Genomic DNA, 17884 nt, shown 5'->3' with positions numbered 1-17884 from the left:
CTTTCCATGCCCCACGCATACTTCCATACTACCGGGTGAATTTCCTTATGACGACTCTGCGCTCACCCGCAAAACAAACTATCGCTTCAGACGTGATACTCTTCGGCGCGAGGTTCGGTCATGGACGCAACGCGCAGATTGTTCTGCACACAAGCCGCTTCAAGCCTGCTCGCCTCGCGGCTCTTTGGCCAGTCACCGCTTACTGGCGGCTCTTCGATTCGCCCCAACGTTGCAGCCATCGATCACGACCGCATTCTTTCCGCGGCGGACCGCTATCTGAGAGAAGAACCATCTCCGATCACCGGACAGCCCGCTGGCAGCTCCCCAGGGTCGGCACACGATTTCTACTCCGAGCCTGGGGACCAGCCAAATGCCTTCGTCGCTCACCGCAATGCTTTGTTCGCGCTCGGCCATATCGTTCCAGCGCTGACAAGCGCATACGTCATCACCAAGGACGAACGTTATGCGAAGCAAGCCGTCCTTCATCTACAGACATGGTTCGTAGCACCTGAGACGGCCATGACGCCAACGCTTCAGTTTGCGCAGGTTGCAGTCGGCACAAAGACCGGCCACCCTGAAGGCGTCATCGAAGGACTGCCGCTGGTGGAGATCGCTCAGTCGGTTCCGTTTCTGTCGAACTCCGACGCCCTCACACCGGCCGCACTCGACACGATTACGAAATGGTTTACCAGCTATCTGGATTGGCTCAATACATCGCGTGCGGCTGGGTTGGCGCGCGACATGCACGACCACAACGGATCGTCGTGGCTGCTCCAGGCAGCGGCCTGCGCAAGGCTCAATCTGAAGGACGACAGCGCTCTTACAACGTTGAGACATCAGTTTCGTACCTCCACCATCCGCGCACAGATATCCTTCGACGGCAACTTCGTCCACGAGCTTGCAACGCCGAACCCGTATCGCAACTCGCTGTTCAACCTCGACCTGCTGGCCGGATGCTGCGAATTATTGTCGACGCGTTTTGAGAGTGTTTGGGATTACGAGTTGCAGGACGGCCCTGGTATGCGCATCGTCATCGCGCGGCTGTTCCCCTTCATCGGCAATCGTGGCTCGTGGCCCTATCGAGCCGACGCTACCTATTTCTCGCAGCTTCCTCTGCGAAGGCCTGCGCTGCTCTTTGCCGCCAGGGTTTATAACCGTCCGGAGTACGCCGACCTTTGGAGGAAACTTCCCCCGGATACAACAACGGTCGAACTCGACCGCACTTTTCCCATCCGTCAGCCACTACTATGGGTCACCCGGCCACGGCCGTAGCTTCTACTCCGCACTACGCTTCTTCTCCATCACCCGCAGACACTCCTGCACAGCTTTGCCCGTCCTCTTCTCTCGCGCCTCCGGACTCTTGTAATAGAAGATGCCCAGCAGGTGCCCGCGTCGCTGTAACGGCGTCATCTGCTCCCAACCTTTGCGAGCAACCGGGTTTCTGCGGAAGGCGATCTCAAGGATCGGTGGAAGCTCCTTTTCCCCCTCCAGCGCCGACAGAACGCGCTCTGCCAACTGGTCCGCGCGGCGTCTTCTGGCCTCCGGACTCTTTACCTGGGCAAAGCGATTTTCGATATCGTGCTTGGTCGCATCACTCTGTTTCGCATACCACTGGGCAACCGCCTTCTCTTTTTTAAAGATGGTGGCCAGCTCGGCCGGCACTTGCGCATCTCGCTTTTCAATATCCGGCTCCACGGCCAGATCGATCATGCCACCCGTCTTCACGCCAGCCGCCTTCTGCATCCGTTTGTTGACCACTACGAAGTGGCCGCCGTGCGTCGAATCGGGAAACAGGGACGTGCGGAATATCTGTCCACCAGCCTCTACTTTGACGCGCAGGCGGACCATCTTCTTCCAGCTTTTCGAGACGTCGAATGGTATACGGGCAACGGTCCATCCAAGGTTGCCGGGTAACGGCTCCAGCGGTGCTCTAAACCGTTTGATGTTATTTGTCATGCACATACCTCTCGAAGAATCTACACTGTACGCACGGAACGATGTCGAACCCGGCTATCTTTTTATCCGCAGGCGAAGCCTCGGGCGATCATTACGGCGCGCAGATCATTCGCGAACTGCTGCGCCGTCTTCCCCATGCCGAATTCTTTGGGCTTGGCGGAAGCGAGATGGAGGCCGCCGGCCAGGAGCGCATCGTGCGCGCCGAAGACGTCGCCCACATGGGCATCACCGAAGTGCTGCGCCACGCGCCGCGTGTCTACGGCTCCTATCGAAGACTGGTAGCGTCGATCAAGCAGCGCCGTCCGCAGGCAGCAGTCCTGATCGATTTCCCCGACGTGAACCTGCGGCTCGCGCGAGAATTGAAGGCGCTGAATATCCCGGTCGTCTATTTCGTCAGCCCACAGCTCTGGGCGTGGAAGCGCAGCCGGCTGCGCTGGGTGCAGGAGCGGGTCGACCGCATGATGGTCATCTTTCCTTTTGAGGAGACCTTCTACCGCGCGCGCAATGTTGACGCTACTTTCATCGGCCATCCACTGGCTGAACTTCCTCTGCCAACTATTTCGCGTGAGGCCTATGCCGCGCGCGAAGGCTTTCTCGATCTCAGCTATAAATGGATAGCGTTGCTGCCCGGAAGCAGGTGGAAGGAGATCGAGGCAAACCTGCCCATTCTGGTGAAAGCTGCTGCCCAACTTGGCCCGGGATACGAGTTCCTCATTCCTCTGGCGTCAACCATCGAGTGGGAGCGGCTGAACACTTTCATTACCCGCAACACAGCATGGCAACAGGCGGGACCGCTCCATATCGTGAACGATGCTCGTGAGGCTCTCTATCATGCCAATGCGGCCGTGGTCGCCAGTGGAACCGCTACGGTGCAAGCCGCGATTATCGGAAACCCGTTTCTCGTCGTTTATAAAGTCTCACCGCTTACCTTCGGCCTTGCAAAAAAGCTGGTCAGCTATCCCCGGGAGGTCTGGCCATCCAATGAACCCGACGCTTCCGGCAATCTGCCTATCGGCATGGTGAACCTCATTGCAGGCCGACGCATTGTTCCCGAGCTGATTCAGGGAAACTTCACCGCTCGGAAAGTCGCTGACGAGCTTAATCTCCTGCTCAACGACACGCAGGAGCGCTCACAGATGATTGACGATCTGGCTGAAGTCAGGCGGAAGCTCGTTTCGCAGGCCGGAACCAGTTCTATCACCCAGGTTGCCGACGCCGTCGACTCACTGCTAACCCACCCGGCCGGGATTCGGCGACATACAGTGGCCGAATCGCCAACAACAGCGTCTAACTAACCAGCCCTGTGTTCAACCAGGGATACGGCAGTACCATGTTGTTGAGGATTTTTGCCTTCATGCGCTCTTTTGCTCGAAATCTTCGTTCTTCGATTGCAGTTCTGGCCACAATCTTATTTTTGAATGCTACCTCCTGGGCCGCCCCGGCAAGGGTCCAGATGCAGGTCACCGGCTACGTCATCAACGCCGACCTGTACCCGGCGGACAACAAGCTCTCCGCGACAGCTGCTGTCACATTCACGGCGCTGGAGGACATTTCTACCCCAGTCTTCGAGCTGAATAACGGTCTGCAACTCACAAAGGTCACTGACGCTCAGAATAAGCCGCTGCAAGCCGAGCGTCTGACGACCAACTCCACCGTCCGCTTCAATCTTGGCAATCCAATCCCAAAAGGCACCTCGACTACCTGGACTTTTGAATACGCGGGCACACTGAAAGGCTCGGAGACCAGCCCGGTGGAAGGCATCAAGCTCGCCTCGGTGGAAGACCCCATCAGCATCCTTCTCTACCCGGGGCGATGGTTTCCCATGGTTGGCCTTTACATCAACCGATTTACGGCCGAGATGCACATTCGCGTCCCCGGCGATGAGCGCGTCGTCGGCTCAGGCAGCGGAGTTGCCGCACCGAAGAGCCTCCCCGGCAACCGCACCGAGTACACCTTCAACTGGGCCAAACCCGGATTCCCCGGCACCATTATCGCCGGTAAATTTCTTGAACCCATAGCAGCACCGGGCATCAATAACATGCGCGTCTACATCACTCAGGCGCACAAGGCGGCGGCCGTCCCCTTTGCTCAGGACGCAGCCAAACAGTTCGAGTTCTTCTCATCCACCTTCGGCCAGCCCGAGAGCGGTAACATCGCCCTGGTCGAGATGCCATCGGATGCTGTCTCGGCGACATGGGCGCCTGAGATAGCCGGGATCGCCGGCTCGCGTATTGCGGGCAAGACGTACTCGCGCCTGTTGGCCAACACGCTGGCGCACCAGTGGTGGGGATCGGAGATCTCTCCTGCGACCCTCAACGATGCCTGGATCACCAACGGCATGTCGCGCTACGCCGAACTGATGTACGTCGAGGATTCAGCTGGAAAGACTGCTTTTCAAAGTGCCGTCATGGACGTTCAGGCCGGCGCACTCGCCTATGACACGGAACCGCTGACCACCCTGGGCCGCCTCGACCCGTTTTCACCGCAGTTTCAGTCAATGACGCTTGAAAAAGGCGCCATGGTCTTTCACATGCTTCGCTGGGAGATGGGCGACGATGTCTTTCTGAAGTTCCTTCGCGGCCTGCTCTCGCAGTACACCGACAAAGGCGTCCGCACCGCCAATGTGGAGACTGTCGCTGAAGCGCAGTCGCAGCTTGAGCTGCGACCCTTTTTCGCGCAGTGGTGCGACGGTACCGGCGCGCCGACGTTCACCAACAAGTACACCGTCTTCCGCCTCGGCAACAACAAGGGATTTCGCACCGTGGGATCCATCGCGCAGGACCTCGACCTCTTCCGTATGCCGGTCGAGCTGCGTATCGAGACGGACGGCAAAACCGAGGTGCGCCGCGTTGACGTTTCTGGAACCGATAGCAACTTTTCCGTCGAGACCTTCGGCCGCCCACGCCGCATCTCGATCGACCCGCAGAACTGGGTGCTCAAGAGCACACCCGACCTGGCCGTCCGCGTCGCCGTGCTGCGCGGCCAGCAGCAGGTGGCCCAGGGGGACCTGACCGCTGGACTGATCGAATACCAGAAGGCGCTCGACGCCAACAAGAACAGCTCGCTGGCCGCCTACCGTATCGGCGAGGTCTTCTTCATGCAGCGCAACTATCAATCAGCCGCCAACTCGTTCCGCGATGCCCTGCGGGGAGACGGCGATCCCAAGTGGGTCGAGGTGTGGAGCCACATTGAGCTGGGACGCATCTTCGACATTACCGGCCAGCGAGACCGCGCCGTCAACGAATACCGTCTTGCAGTTCAGACCAATGACAACACGCAAGGGGCGGTGAACGAGGCCCGAGCCCTGATGCAGAAGCCTTACAAGCGCGACCAGTCGGAAAACTAACTCGTCGTGTGCTCAAGTGGGCATCACGAAAACCTCTTCACGAACAAACCGTGTTGCAAAGAAACAGCCTCCACATTTGTCATCCTGAGCGGAGCGTAGCGGAGTCGAAGGATCTGCATTTTTTCCGTCCCGGCTACACTCCACTAAACAAAAGAGCAAATGCAGGTCCTTCGACTGCGCGTTCGCAAAAGCGCGAACGCTCCGCTCAGGTGTTGCGCGAGATAGGGCTTTCATTGCTTTGCTTCTACGCCCCGAAGATGCAATTGCATTGCCTACTCAACCTCTTGTTTGGCGCGGTAGCCGTCACGGGCGATGACGGAGTACTTCAGCGGCTTGTGCTTCTCATCCTGCATCTGCAAGGGATGGCCCTCGTTGTCCACCAGCTTTACCTGGATGCGGCGGTAAGTGCCGTCGTTCTTGTTATTGGTGGGCCGGTAGGTCAGCACGTACTCGTTGCGGATGGAGTCGTTGATCTGCGAGAAGATGTCGGGCAACGCTCCTTCAAACATTGGATTGAAGCTCATGCCGCCGGTCATCTGGGCGAAGGTCTTCATCTGATTCTCGGCCTGCAGGTAGTCGAGCCGCGTGACCGGCCCCATATAGCCGCGCGCGTCGGCCAGTTCCCTGACCAGCGCACCCGTTCCAATCGTAAAGATCGTTATATTTTGAGTTGCTTTGACCTTCGCAAGAATCTTGTCCAATGTGAGTCGTGAGAAGGTATCGCGGCCAGTGCCGATCAGAATGATGTACTTGCGGCCCTCGATGCGGCTCAGACGGTCGATCGTCTCATAGAGCGCGTCGAAGAGGTTCGTATCCGAGAAGCCCGGAATTACGAGCGACTGTAACGCATTGCCGACAAGATTCTTGTCGTTGGTGAAGTCGGTCAGGATATGTGTACGCAGATCGTAGGTAATGACGGCGATGTAGTCGTCCGGGCGCAGCGTATTGAAGAAGCTGAACGAAGCGTTCTGCATGTCACGGATGAAATAGTAGCTATTTGCGGCAAACTCCAGCAGCATGACGGCAGTAATCGGCGTTTGGGCCATCCGAACGCTGGTGATGGTCTGCGGGACTCCATCTTCCAGCACCAGGAAGTTCGGCGCCTTCAACCCAGGAACGAACTGGTGCGTCTTATCGAGGAGCACGTTGACGTCCAGGTTCACAATCGGGACATCAACCCTTAGAGAGTAGGTCTCGTTATTCGGATTCTTGACCTTCGGCTCGACTGGAGCGGCAGGAGCGGGAGGGGGTGCATTGTCGTCCGCCTCCTTCTTTTTCTTCAGAACGATCGGGCCATTGTCCGTGTCCGGACCAGCCGAATCGTCGGCAGGCTTTTGCTGCTGAGGAGGCGTTTGCGGAGACGACTGCGCTAAAGCCGCATACGGAGACACGGCAAAACCAACCAGAAGCAATGCCCAGGGAGCTGTACGGCGAATTCGTGAAAAAGTCATCATCTGCAAATGTACTCCGTCCTCTTGGACGCAGGCGCGGTCATTGCGGTGATAGCGTCCGCCAACGGCCTGCGTCTAACCCGGCAGGCGTTCTGAGGCCCGATTACCCGCTGGTGTTGCGGGCAGCGACGCTCTAGTCTTGTAGACGTGACGGAAAACAGAAAGACGCGACTGGCTCGAAGCCTGACCCTGTGTTGGGTTATCGCTGGCCTTGGCCCCACCCTGCTGCAGGCACAAGCCTCGGCCGTGGCATCCACTGCGGCGGCTGCGCTGCCTCCTACTGCCGCGGCAGCGATGGGCAAAGGTGGAATGCGAATCTTTCCTCTGTCCGAGGTTAAACGCGGGATGCAGGGCGTCGCCTACACCGTCTTCGAGGGCGTCGACCCGGAACCGATGCAGGTTGAGATTCTCGGCGTACTCAAGGACTCTCTCGGGCCGGGACAGGACATGATTCTTGCGCGCCTGCACGGCGCCAAGCCTGAGTTCACCGGCGTCGTGGCCGGCATGAGCGGCAGCCCGGTCTACATCGACGGGCGGCTGCTGGGAGCGTTGAGCTACCGGATCGGCCAGTTCAGCAAGGAGCCTATCGCGGGAATCACCCCCATCGAGCAGATGCTCGAAGTGCGCGACGGTGAGGTTCCCCCAGCCGGTGCCTCACAGACGGAACAATCCCATACTGAAAGAGCGGCAACATTTGCCCCTCTCTCACCGGATAACAGCAATGGCCTTGAGATGCAGGCGATGGAGACTCCACTGGTCTTTAGCGGCTTCAGTCCTGAAACGGTAGCAACGTTCGGAGACAGGTTCCGCGTGATGGGCCTGACCCCCGTCGCGGGTCTCGGCAGCGCCGACGCCAAAGCCTCACAGCCTGAACCCCTGGTTCCGGGATCGGCAGTAAGCGCCATCCTCGTGCGGGGCGACCTCTCCGTCGCAGGCACATGCACCGTTACCTATGTCGACCCAACGCGCCTGCTGGCGTGTGGTCATCCCATCACGCAGTATGGGCCGGTGGACATGCCCATGACCAAGGCAACCGTCGTCGCGACCCTTCCCTCACCCCTGAACGCCTTCAAGATCGTCAATACGACCGAGACTGTCGGAGCGTTTACGGAAGACCGCGCCTCCGCCATCATGGGACGCTTTGGCGCAAAGGCAAGAATGATCCCTGTCACCGTTGAGGTGACGCAGCCGGCAGCCGGGACTTCTGCAAAGATAAGGAACTTTCACTTCGAGGTGCTGGATAACCGGCAACTCACGCCTTCGGCAATGCTGGTCTCCGTGTACCAGAGCCTTCAGAGCACCAACACTGCCGCTGCGGAGATGAGCTATCGGCTGACGGGCGAGATCGCCGTCGAAGGACAGCCTGCGATCCATCTCGCGGGGCTGCTCGCGCAGAACGACTTGAACCCGGCCGCCATCAATGCCGCACTCTTCGTGAACGACCGGTTCAGCCGCGTATACGGGAATCCTCTCGAACAACCGGTTGTCAGTGGCATGAAGCTGAAGATGGAAGGAATTGCCGAGCGCAGGACGGCCATCATCGAGTCTGCCCGCCTCGGCGCCATCGAAGCCCATGCAGGCGACACGATTGAGGTGGAGGCCACACTCTCCCCCTACCAGTCACAAAGCCGCCTGGTGAAGCTGAAGGTCAAGCTGCCCGCCGACCTGGAGCCAGGGCCGCTGCGACTGCTTGTGAGCGATGGCGCTGCCATTGATCGCCTGGTAAGTGGACAAGCGCCTCGCCGCTCTGTTGGCCTCGCCGACACCATCGCACAGATCAACCGTCTGCATCCCAACGACAGAATCTACGTGACATTGCTGAGCAAGACCGCTCAGGCTGTGTTGGAGGGTGAAGCGCTGCCAGGCCTTCCTCTGTCGATGGCCAATGTTCTCGCTCCTTTCAAGGACTCGCAGAAGATTCAGTTGAGCGGAGAGAGCATGGTAGAGGCAGCCTCAGTCGAGACGGGATATGCCGTGACCGGCTCGCAGGTTCTAAATCTTTCAATCCGTTAGCGTAAGCCCGCATCGTGAGCAGGCCGGAAATGGCGGGATAGGTGTATGGCTTTTTGCGCAGAGCGATGTTGTAGCATCGAAACCATAAGTCGCCCGGCAACCGCTATGCGAGAAAAGGAACTGATTCCTGATGAGTGAGATTCAAGGTTTGGCTGTTCACGCGGCCGGTGCACAGTTGCTGCCATACAAGTTCGATCCGGGAGACCTGCAACCGAACGAGATTGAGATCAAGATCTCGCACTGCGGGGTGTGCCATAGCGATATTCACCTGATCGACAATGACTGGGGCATCAGCAAGTACCCCTTCATTCCTGGCCACGAGATCGTCGGCACGGTGATCGCCGTGGGCGATACGGTACGCGATCGTACCGTAGGCGAGCGTGTGGGCGTCGGCTGGCAGGCCGACAGTTGCGGAATCTGCGAGTGGTGCCGCCAGGGCGACGAGCATCTGTGTGCGCAGTCGCAGCCCACGTGTGTGGGGCGCAATGGCGGTTACGCCGACAGAATCCGCGTAAACTCCCGCTTCGCTATCCCTGTACCAAAGGTTCTCGACAGCGAAAACGTCGCTCCGCTGCTCTGTGGCGGCATCACGGTCTACAGCCCGCTTCGCAATCATGGTGTGCGTCCCTCTTCCCGCGTCGGCGTGATTGGCATCGGAGGCCTGGGGCACATGGGCATCCAGTTTGCTCGCGCTTTCGGAGCAGAGGTCACCGCCTTCTCCACCTCGAAGGACAAGGAGAAGGAAGCCAAGGAACTGGGAGCGCATCACTTCGTCAATACGCGCGATACTGGCGCTCTCAAGAAAGTGGCAGGATCGTTCGACTTCCTGCTCTCAACCGTCAGCGCCGATCAGGACTGGAATGCCTACCTGCAAGCCCTGCGGCCCAAGGGAACGCTGTGCGTCGTCGGCGTACCGCCGTCAGGCATCCAGGTGCAGGCGTTCCCATTGATCGCCGGTCAGCGAGCTATCTCGGGCAGTCCAACGGGCAGCCCCCGCGACCTGCACGAGATGCTCGACGTCGCCGCGCGGCATAACGTAAAGGCGATTACAGAGCGCTTCGCCATGGCGAAGGCGAACGATGCCGTTGCCAAGGTCAAGAAGAACCAGGTACGCTACCGCGCGGTTCTGGCGAACTAGCTTTTCACCCTTCAGAACGTCAGATGAAAGAGGCGGAGACCATGCTCTCCGCCTCTTTGCTTTGTCGTGCTTTAGACTCAGATGACGATGATGCAACGGAACTTGATCCTTGTCCTGGCTGCTGCCGCCTCGCTTACGAGTATGGCGCAGGCGCAGGGCACGAAGGTGTGGACCGTCGACCGCTACGATCAGATGGAGCGCGGTACGGCCACTGGCGTCGCGATCCGCAACGATGGACGCCTGGAAGCCGGGCCATCGATGACGATGGCCTACGACTCGACGAAGAGCTACGCCTGGTCGCTGGCAAGCGACGCAGTGGGCAATGCCTATCTTGGGCTGGGCGGAAGCTCCGCCGGGTCGGCCCAGCTCATGAAGATCGCGCCGGACGGAAAGGCAACCAAGCTCTTCGAGGCGAAGGAGCTTGCTATCCAGGCGATCGCCGTGGCACTGGACGGTTCTCTGCTTGTCGCAACTTCGCCAGACGGCAAGGTGTATCGGGTTCCCGCCGGAGGCGGCGACGGCGCGGTCGTCTTCGACCCGGCGACGACCGGCGAAAAGCCGAAGTACCTCTGGAGCGTGGCCCAGGGCGGCAACGGCGATCTCTTCGTCGCAACCGGTGCCCCGGCGGCCGTCTATCGCGTGCCTGCCGGCGGCAAGGCTGAGGTTCTCTTCAAGACAGCCGACCAGCACATCCGCTGCCTGATGATGGCGCCCGACGGCACGCTCTGGGCGGGCTCCGACGGCGCGGGCGTTGTGTACAGGATCGATACGAAGACGGCCGGGGCGAAGCCCTTCGCTGTCTATGCGGCGCCGCGGCGCGAGATCACCGCGCTGGCGATGGATTCCGCGGGGAACGTCTATGCTGCCGGTGTGGGAGGAAAGGGCGCAACGCCGTTGCCTCCGCTGCCGGTGACCGGCAACGTCGGCGTCTCGATTACCTTTGTCCAGCCAGCGTCCTCGACTGCGGCGGGAGCCAACACGCTTGTTCCCGAGGGCAGCGACATCTACCGCATCGCAAAGGATGGAACACCGCTGCGGCTGGCACAGATGAAGGACGACGTCGTCTACGCGCTGACCGTTCGGAACGGCGCGCTGCTGGCGGCGACGGGAAATCGCGGACGCATCTACCGCGTCGACACGACGGTGCCCGGACGGTTCACCGACGTGACGCATCTCGACGCGGCGCAGGGCATGGCCTTCGCCCCCGTAAAAGACGGCGTGCTGGTAGCGACGAGCAACAGCGGCAAGCTGTTTCGCCTGAACGATGCTCCGGCGAAGGAACCGTCGTACACGAGCGAGGTCTTCGACGCGCAGGGCTTCGCGCAGTGGGGACGCATGGAGATGCGGGCCACGGGAGGTCCGCAGTCCTATGAGCTGTGGCTGCGCAGCGGCAACGTCGAGAGTCCGCTGATGGGCTGGAGCGAGTGGTCGCGCGTTGGAACCGATGGCACCGTCAGCATCCCGGCGGGTCGCTTTGCACAGTGGAAGGCCGTGCTGCGTCCGGCCACGGGCGAAGCCAGCATCGACGCGGTGGGCTTGAACTACCTGACGCGCAACGTCGCGCCCGTGGTCGACGAGATCGTGGTGCAGCCGGGAGCGCGCATGCCTGCGAGCAACGCGGCGGCGCAGAACACGACGGTGCAGGTCGCGTTTCCTCCTGCGGCCGGTTCGGCAAACGTCAGCTTCCAGCAGGACCCTGGCACGATGCCTTTGACCGCGCAGAGAGACAAATCGGCGGTGACGGCACGCTGGCAGGCGCATGACGACAATGGCGATGAGATGGTGTTCTCGGTCTGGTATCGCGGCGTGGACGAGAAGAACTGGCGGCTGCTGAAGGACAAGATCGGCGACCGCTACCTGAGCTTCGATTCTTCCCTGCTGCCCGATGGAAGCTACAGCCTGAAGGTTGTGGCCAGCGATGCTCCGGCTCACACGGGCTCGGACGCTCTGACCGGTGAGCGCGAGAGCGCGGTGTTCGTCGTCGACACGACGCCTCCCGTGCCTGGCACGCTAACGGCTACGCTGGCCGGGCAGAAGATTCATGCAACGCTCGATGCGCGAGATGCTACCTCGCCGATCGCTCATGCCGAATACTCGATCGACGCGGGACCGTGGCAGTATCTCGAGCCCGTGGGCAAGGTCTCGGACTCGCAGACGGAGCGGTACGACTTCACCGCGGACGTTCCTGCGGCGACCGCTGCTGTAGCGGACGCGAAGGAGCATGTGATTGCCGTGCGCGTCTACGACCGCTACGAGAACATGGCCGCGGTGAAGGCGGTGGTTCGTTGACAGAGGGGATCGCGGCGCAGACGAAGAAAGGCGTCGGCCGGTTCAATCTGTACGACCCCGATTTTCTGCTGCTGGTGGTGGACCTGATCGGAACATTCGTCTTCGCGGTCGAGGGCGCGCTGGCGGGAATCAATGCAGGGCTCGACATCTTTGGACTGCTGGTGCTGTCGTTTGTAACGGCTCTTGGTGGAGGCACGATTCGCGATCTGCTGATTGGGGCGATTCCGCCGAACAGCATTCGCGACTGGAGATATGCAACAACGGCGATCTCAGGCGGCCTTGCCGTGTTCTGCTTTCATGGACTGTTCGAAAGAGTGCCGGTACCGTTGATGGTGACGCTGGATGCGGCGGGATTGGCGCTGTTTGCGGTTGCGGGAACCGAAAAGGCACTCGAGTTCGGAATCAATCCTTTACTCGCGATCATGATGGGCGCCGTGACGGGAGCAGGCGGCGGAACCGTGCGAGATATCCTGCTGGCACAGATTCCGGGCGTACTGCGCTCGGATGTGTATGCCGCTGCGGCACTGGCTGGTGCGATTGTGGTCGTGATCGGAGTTGCGATGAAGCTTCGCAAGGGATGGGCGATGGGCCTTGGCGCAGTGGTTTGTTTCGTGCTGCGAATGCTTGCCGTCTGGAACCACTGGAATCTACCGAAGGTGATGGAACGCTAAAGCCTGCGGGTTGGACCTCCCGGCCTGCCAGGGGACTCGTGGATAGTAAGCTGGTGATCCATGCGATTTGAGCTCTTTATTGCAGCGCGGTATCTACGGGCAAAGCGTCGGCAGGCCGTCGTGGGAATCATTACGGCGATCTCGATCATCGGCGTGGCCGCCGGGGTGGCGTCGCTGATTATTGCGCTTGCTATCACGAACGGCATGCGACGGGACATGCAGGAGCGGCTGCTGGGCTCGACCGCGCACGTCGACCTGATGCGGATTGCGGCTGACGGCATCCGCGACTGGCGGCCTTTGCTGGCGAAGCTGCGGCAGGTGCCGCATGTGACGGCGGCGGCTCCGGGGCTGTATGGACAGGTGCTGATCTCGCGCGGTGCGAGGTCAGGCGGCGGGTTGATCAAGGGGATTATTCCGGCGGATGAAAAGACGGTCGGGGACTTGTTGCAGAAGGTGTATGAGGGGTCGGCGGAGGCGCTGGAGCCGGTGGACAGTTCTGTGGCGGCAACCCACCGTAGCGACGATAAAGCCGTCGCGAAGATGGGGCACCCGGACTCGTCTGGCCCGGTGGCGGTGCAGGCGATTCCTCCAATTGTGATTGGGAAGGACCTCGCCGAGACGATTGGGGCGAAGGTCGGAGATACGGTGCTGGTGACGAGTCCTCAGGGTGAGCTGACGCCGCTGGGGCTGGTGCCGAAGTACCAGCGGTGTTCGGTGGTGGGGATCTTCAAGTCGGGGTTCTACCAGTACGACTCGAGCTATGCGTTCATGCGGCTGAAAGATGCGCAACGGTTGTTCTCGGAACCAGATCTGATCTCGGTCATTAGCTTCAAGGTCGACGACCTGTACAAAGCCGACAAGATCGGCCGCGTCATCGAAGAGGAGGCGGGCAAGGGCTTTCAGACGACGAGTTGGATGCAGCAGAACCGCGAACTGTTTCGCGCGCTGAAGCTGGAGCAGATTGTGACCTTCATTGTGCTCGCGCTGATCGTGTGTGTCGCTGCGCTGAATATCCTGATTGCGTTGACCATGATGGTGATGGAGAAGACGCGCGACATCGCCGTGCTGATGAGCTTTGGCGCCACGGAGATGCAGGTGCGGCGCATCTTTCTCTTACAGGGGCTGCTGATCTCGGTGATTGGAACGGTGCTGGGACTGGTGCTCGGCTATGCGCTGAGCTGGGTGGGCGGGCACTATAGATTTCCGCTGGATGCTTCGGTGTATTCGATCGACTATCTACCGTTCGCACCACGGGTTTGGGATGGCGTGATTGTTGCGACGGTGTCGCTGGGGGTGAGCTTGATCGCTACGTTATACCCGAGCGGGAGCGCGGCGAAGGTGCTGCCCGCGGAGGCGCTCAGATATGAGTAAGGCTATGGCTTTCCCGTCGATTGCGGGCGTTGAAGGAGCGATTCGTGGCTGAGCAAGGGGATGAAATGCGGGGATCTCTCCACTCCGGCGACAAAAACGCCGCCTCCGGTCGAGATGACACCTCTTTGGGATCGGAGAGTGGGCTTCAACCCTTACCGTCTTCGACTGAACCGAAGCCCCCGGTAGTGCTGCGGGCCGAGGGGTTGACGAAGGTCTACGCGGAGATCTCGGAGGGGGCCGGGGGGCTGGAGCTGTTTCGCGGGCTCGACCTTACCGTTCATGCGGGGGAGATGGTGGCCATCGTCGGCGAGAGCGGCGCGGGAAAGAGCACACTGCTGCATCTGCTGGCGGCGCTCGACAAGCCGACGGCGGGCGAGGTGTACTGCGGCGAGAAGCGGCTGAGCCGGTTCAACTCGCGGCAGGCCTCGGAGTTTCGCAATCGGGACGTGGGCTACGTGTGGCAGTTCCACTACCTGCTGCCGGAGTTCTCGGCGCTGGAGAACGTCGCCATGCCGCTGCTGGCTCGGGGGATGGGACGTGAGGCTGCGATCGATAAGGCGAGCTTCTGGCTGATTGAGGTGGGCCTGGGGGCGCGGGGGCATCATCGGTCGGGTGAGCTGAGCGGCGGGGAGCAGCAGAGGGTCTCGCTGGCACGGGCGCTGGTGACGGAACCCAAATTGCTTCTGGCCGATGAGCCTACGGGCGATCTGGACACGAAGACGGGCGAGGCGGTATTCGAGTTGATTCAGGGGCTGCACCAGGCGCATGGACTGACAAGCGTTCTGGTGACGCATAATCTTGATTTTGCAGGGAGATGTACGCGGATGCTGCGGCTAAAGGGTGGACGGCTGGAAGAAGTGACACGGCCGTGACAAGGGTTTCGAACCGAATTTTCACATATTGCGTCGAATGACTATTGATGTAGTGTAAGCAGTAACTTTTGCGGGATTACAGCAAGGTTGACGCGGCGACTACACTGGTAGTAAGTGGATGGGATGCGCCGCATAGTTTGCGGTAGCACCTGAGGTGTTCTCATCGCGAGGAAGTACGCGGGGGAATGGCAAGGCAATGGCGTCATCGTCGGCTCCCAGGCCTGGCGGTGGTGGCCGGTTCGAAAGGGAGAACATGTTCGAACGCTACACAGAGAAAGCGCGGCGGGTAATCTTCTTTGCCCGCTACGAGGCAAGTCAGTTCGGGTCACCTTATATTGAAACGGAACACCTTCTGCTGGGGCTGCTTCGGGAAGACAAGGCGTTGACGAACCGCTTTCTGCGGTCGCATGCCTCGGTGGAGTCGATCCGCAAGCAGATTGAGGGACATACGACGATCCGGGAGAAGGTTTCGACCTCGGTGGATCTCCCATTGTCGAACGAGTGCAAGCGGGTGCTGGCCTATGCGGCTGAGGAGGCGGAGCGCCTGAGCCACAAACATATTGGGACAGAACATCTTCTGCTGGGCCTACTGCGCGAGGAGAAGTGCTTCGCTGCCGAAATTTTGACGGAGCGCGGGTTGCGGCTTCCGGCGATCCGCGAGGAGCTGCAGCGGACGACGCAGGAAAAGGCCCCGGCATCGACAAGCAGCAAATCGCAGCGCGGCGAGCAGAGCATGCTGGCGGAGTTTTCGCGCGACCTCACACAGTCGGCTTTGGACCAGCAGCTCGATCCGCTCGTCGGACGCGACTCCGAGGTTGACCGCGTGATCCAGATCCTGTGCCGCCGCACGAAGAACAACCCCGTGTTGATCGGCGAGCCGGGTGTCGGTAAGACGGCCATCGTCGAGGGGTTGGCGCAGAAGATCGCCGACGGCGAGGTTCCGAGCTTTCTGGCGGACAAACGCGTGCTGGCGCTCGACCTGTCGCTGATCGTCGCGGGAACAAAGTATCGCGGCCAGTTTGAAGAGCGGCTGAAGACGATCATGAAGGAGCTGATGGAGAACCAGAACTCCATCGTCTTCATCGACGAGCTGCACACGCTGGTGGGCGCGGGTTCCGCGGAGGGATCGCTCGATGCGGCGAACATCCTGAAGCCGGCGCTGAGCCGTGGCGAGATTCAATGCATCGGCGCGACAACTCCTGCGGAGTACCGCAAGTCGATTGAGAAGGACCGCTCGCTCGAGCGGCGCTTCCAGGCCGTCAAGGTGCCGCCGCCATCGGAAGAGGACGCGGTGAAGATCATCATGGGCATCAAGGACAAATATGAGAAGTTTCATGCTGTCAGCTACACGGACGATGCGATTACGTTCTCGGTGTCGCACTCGAGCCGGTATATCCCCGACCGCTTCCTTCCAGACAAGGCAATCGACCTGATCGATGAGGCTGGTGCGCGGGTGAAGCTGCGGCAGACCTCCCTGCCCGAGGAGTTGACCGAGGTCCAGAAGCGGATCAAGTTCATCGTGCACCGCATGGAGAACGCGATTGCGAACCACGAGTTCGAGAAGGCACGGTTCTACTCGGACGAGGAACGCAAGGAGCGCGAGAACCTGCGGGCGCTGCGCGACAAGTACCACCTCGACGACTCTTCGGCGGGCATCGTGACGCGCGAAGACATCGAGGACGTGGTGAGCCGCTGGACCGGCGTTCCGATCACCTCGCTGAAGGAAGAAGAGACGCAGCGCCTGCTTCGCGTGGAGGAAGAGCTGCACAAGCGCGTGATCTCGCAGGAGAAGGCGATCTCGGCGCTTGCGCGTGCGATTCGCCGCTCGCGTGCAGGTCTGAAGAACCCGGCGCGCCCGATCGGCAGCTTCCTGTTCCTTGGACCGACGGGCGTCGGAAAGACGGAGATGGCGCGGACGCTGGCGCAGTTCCTCTTTGGTTCGGAGAAGTCGCTGATCCGGTTCGACATGTCGGAGTTCATGGAGAAGCACTCGGTCTCGAAGCTGATCGGTTCGCCTCCGGGATATGTCGGCTACGAGGAGGGCGGACAGCTGACGGAGCGCGTGAAGCGCAATCCGTACTGCGTCGTTCTGCTGGACGAGATCGAAAAGGCTCATCCGGATGTCTTCAACCTGTTGTTGCAGGTGTTTGAAGACGGACAGCTGACCGACGGCCTAGGCAACACGGTCGACTACAAGAACACGATCATCATCATGACCTCGAACATTGGAGCGAAGCATCTGCAGAAGCGGCAGGGGCTGGGCTTCCAGAGCGAGAAGGAAGACATGGTGCTCGACAAGATGGAGGAGCTGGTGAAGGGTGAGGTCAAGCGCACCTTCAATCCAGAGTTCCTGAACCGTCTGGACGAGATCATCATCTTCACCTCGTTGAACGACAACGACCTGATGCAAATCCTCGAGCTTCTGGTGCAGCAGTTGAACGTGAACCTGGTGCACAAGTCGATCACGATCTCGGTGACCGACGAGGCGAAGAAGTGGATCATCGAGAAGACTGCATCGGACCGCACCTATGGTGCGCGCCCGCTTCGCAGAGCTCTGCAGAAGTACGTCGAAGACCCGTTGTCGGAGGCGCTGATCGCCGGTGGTATCGCGGTGCGGCCAGCGTTCCTCGAGGTCTACATGGAGAACAACCAGTTGTTCTATCGTCCGATCTCGAACGATGGCGAGGACAAGGTGGCTGGCTTTGCACTGTCGGCCGTATAACCTACTCGACAAAGATGGAAGTAATATGCCCCGGCGATGTGGCCGGGGCGTATTG

General features: G+C 60.3%; 12 protein-coding genes. 10 read left to right on the top strand and 2 right to left on the bottom strand.

What is annotated here, in order from left to right:
* Positions 1-120 precede the first annotated feature (120 nt).
* Positions 121-1272 (top strand): alginate lyase family protein, encoded by a 1152-nt coding sequence (locus tag JSS95_04330; GenBank protein ID MBS1799034.1) that lies wholly within the window; start codon positions 121-123, stop codon positions 1270-1272.
* Between the two features lie 3 nt (positions 1273-1275).
* On the opposite strand, the gene JSS95_04325 is transcribed toward JSS95_04330, so the two are convergent.
* Positions 1276-1956 carry a DUF1905 domain-containing protein gene (locus JSS95_04325; GenBank protein MBS1799033.1) on the bottom strand — a complete coding sequence of 227 codons (681 nt, stop codon included), beginning with the start codon at positions 1954-1956 and terminating at the stop codon, positions 1276-1278.
* 41 nt (positions 1957-1997) lie between these two features.
* Between JSS95_04325 and lpxB the strand changes: the two genes are divergently transcribed.
* Positions 1998-3251, top strand: a complete 1254-nt coding sequence (lpxB, locus tag JSS95_04320; GenBank protein ID MBS1799032.1) for a lipid-A-disaccharide synthase — start codon at positions 1998-2000, stop codon at positions 3249-3251.
* A 59-nt stretch (positions 3252-3310) separates the two neighbouring features.
* On the top strand, positions 3311-5302 hold the full coding sequence (locus JSS95_04315; GenBank protein ID MBS1799031.1) for a peptidase M1: 1992 nt from the start codon (positions 3311-3313) through the stop codon (positions 5300-5302).
* A gap of 272 nt (positions 5303-5574) precedes the next feature.
* Here the strand turns inward: JSS95_04315 and JSS95_04310 are convergent, their stop codons facing one another.
* Positions 5575-6756: a VWA domain-containing protein gene (locus JSS95_04310; GenBank protein MBS1799030.1), complete on the bottom strand. Its 1182-nt coding sequence runs from the start codon at positions 6754-6756 to the stop codon at positions 5575-5577.
* A 291-nt stretch (positions 6757-7047) separates the two neighbouring features.
* On the opposite strand from JSS95_04310, the gene JSS95_04305 reads away from it, so the two are divergent.
* The 7 genes from JSS95_04305 (at position 7048) to JSS95_04275 (ending at position 17829) form a co-directional block, all read left to right on the top strand.
* Positions 7048-8766 (top strand): SpoIVB peptidase S55, encoded by a 1719-nt coding sequence (locus JSS95_04305; protein MBS1799029.1) that lies wholly within the window; start codon positions 7048-7050, stop codon positions 8764-8766.
* Between the two features lie 130 nt (positions 8767-8896).
* Complete coding sequence (locus JSS95_04300) at positions 8897-9904, top strand: NAD(P)-dependent alcohol dehydrogenase (protein ID MBS1799028.1); 1008 nt, start codon at positions 8897-8899, stop codon at positions 9902-9904.
* A gap of 141 nt (positions 9905-10045) precedes the next feature.
* Positions 10046-12193, top strand: a complete 2148-nt coding sequence (locus JSS95_04295; protein MBS1799027.1) for a hypothetical protein — start codon at positions 10046-10048, stop codon at positions 12191-12193.
* 47 nt (positions 12194-12240) lie between these two features.
* Positions 12241-12864, top strand: a complete 624-nt coding sequence (locus JSS95_04290; GenBank protein ID MBS1799026.1) for a TRIC cation channel family protein — start codon at positions 12241-12243, stop codon at positions 12862-12864.
* Between the two features lie 60 nt (positions 12865-12924).
* A complete protein-coding gene (locus JSS95_04285; protein ID MBS1799025.1) occupies positions 12925-14235 on the top strand; it encodes an ABC transporter permease in 1311 nt (436 codons plus the stop codon).
* A 65-nt stretch (positions 14236-14300) separates the two neighbouring features.
* Complete coding sequence (locus tag JSS95_04280) at positions 14301-15107, top strand: ABC transporter ATP-binding protein (protein MBS1799024.1); 807 nt, start codon at positions 14301-14303, stop codon at positions 15105-15107.
* Between the two features lie 253 nt (positions 15108-15360).
* Entirely contained in the window at positions 15361-17829 is a 2469-nt protein-coding gene (locus tag JSS95_04275; GenBank protein ID MBS1799023.1) for an ATP-dependent Clp protease ATP-binding subunit, read from the top strand.
* The last annotated feature ends 55 nt before the right edge of the window (positions 17830-17884 follow it).

The sequence above is a fragment of the Acidobacteriota bacterium genome (assembly GCA_018268895.1).
GTDB lineage: Bacteria > Acidobacteriota > Terriglobia > Terriglobales > Acidobacteriaceae > Edaphobacter.
The sequence above is the reverse complement of the archived record's forward strand: the minus strand, read 5'-3'. Positions and strand labels throughout refer to the sequence as shown.

Bases quoted from the DNA above. Each gene is read 5' to 3' on its own strand.
- JSS95_04330 (MBS1799034.1), top strand. From the start codon at position 121: ATGGACGCAACGCGCAGATTGTTCTGCACACAAGCCGCTTCAAGCCTG.
- JSS95_04275 (MBS1799023.1), top strand. From the start codon at position 15,361: ATGTTCGAACGCTACACAGAGAAAGCGCGGCGGGTAATCTTCTTTGCC.
- JSS95_04280 (MBS1799024.1), top strand. From the start codon at position 14,301: ATGCGGGGATCTCTCCACTCCGGCGACAAAAACGCCGCCTCCGGTCGA.
- JSS95_04295 (MBS1799027.1), top strand. From the start codon at position 10,046: ATGGCGCAGGCGCAGGGCACGAAGGTGTGGACCGTCGACCGCTACGAT.
- JSS95_04285 (MBS1799025.1), top strand. From the start codon at position 12,925: ATGCGATTTGAGCTCTTTATTGCAGCGCGGTATCTACGGGCAAAGCGT.
- JSS95_04310 (MBS1799030.1), bottom strand. From the start codon at position 6,756: ATGATGACTTTTTCACGAATTCGCCGTACAGCTCCCTGGGCATTGCTT.
- JSS95_04300 (MBS1799028.1), top strand. From the start codon at position 8,897: ATGAGTGAGATTCAAGGTTTGGCTGTTCACGCGGCCGGTGCACAGTTG.
- JSS95_04325 (MBS1799033.1), bottom strand. From the start codon at position 1,956: ATGACAAATAACATCAAACGGTTTAGAGCACCGCTGGAGCCGTTACCC.
- lpxB (MBS1799032.1), top strand. From the start codon at position 1,998: ATGTCGAACCCGGCTATCTTTTTATCCGCAGGCGAAGCCTCGGGCGAT.
- JSS95_04305 (MBS1799029.1), top strand. From the start codon at position 7,048: ATGGGCAAAGGTGGAATGCGAATCTTTCCTCTGTCCGAGGTTAAACGC.
- JSS95_04315 (MBS1799031.1), top strand. From the start codon at position 3,311: ATGCGCTCTTTTGCTCGAAATCTTCGTTCTTCGATTGCAGTTCTGGCC.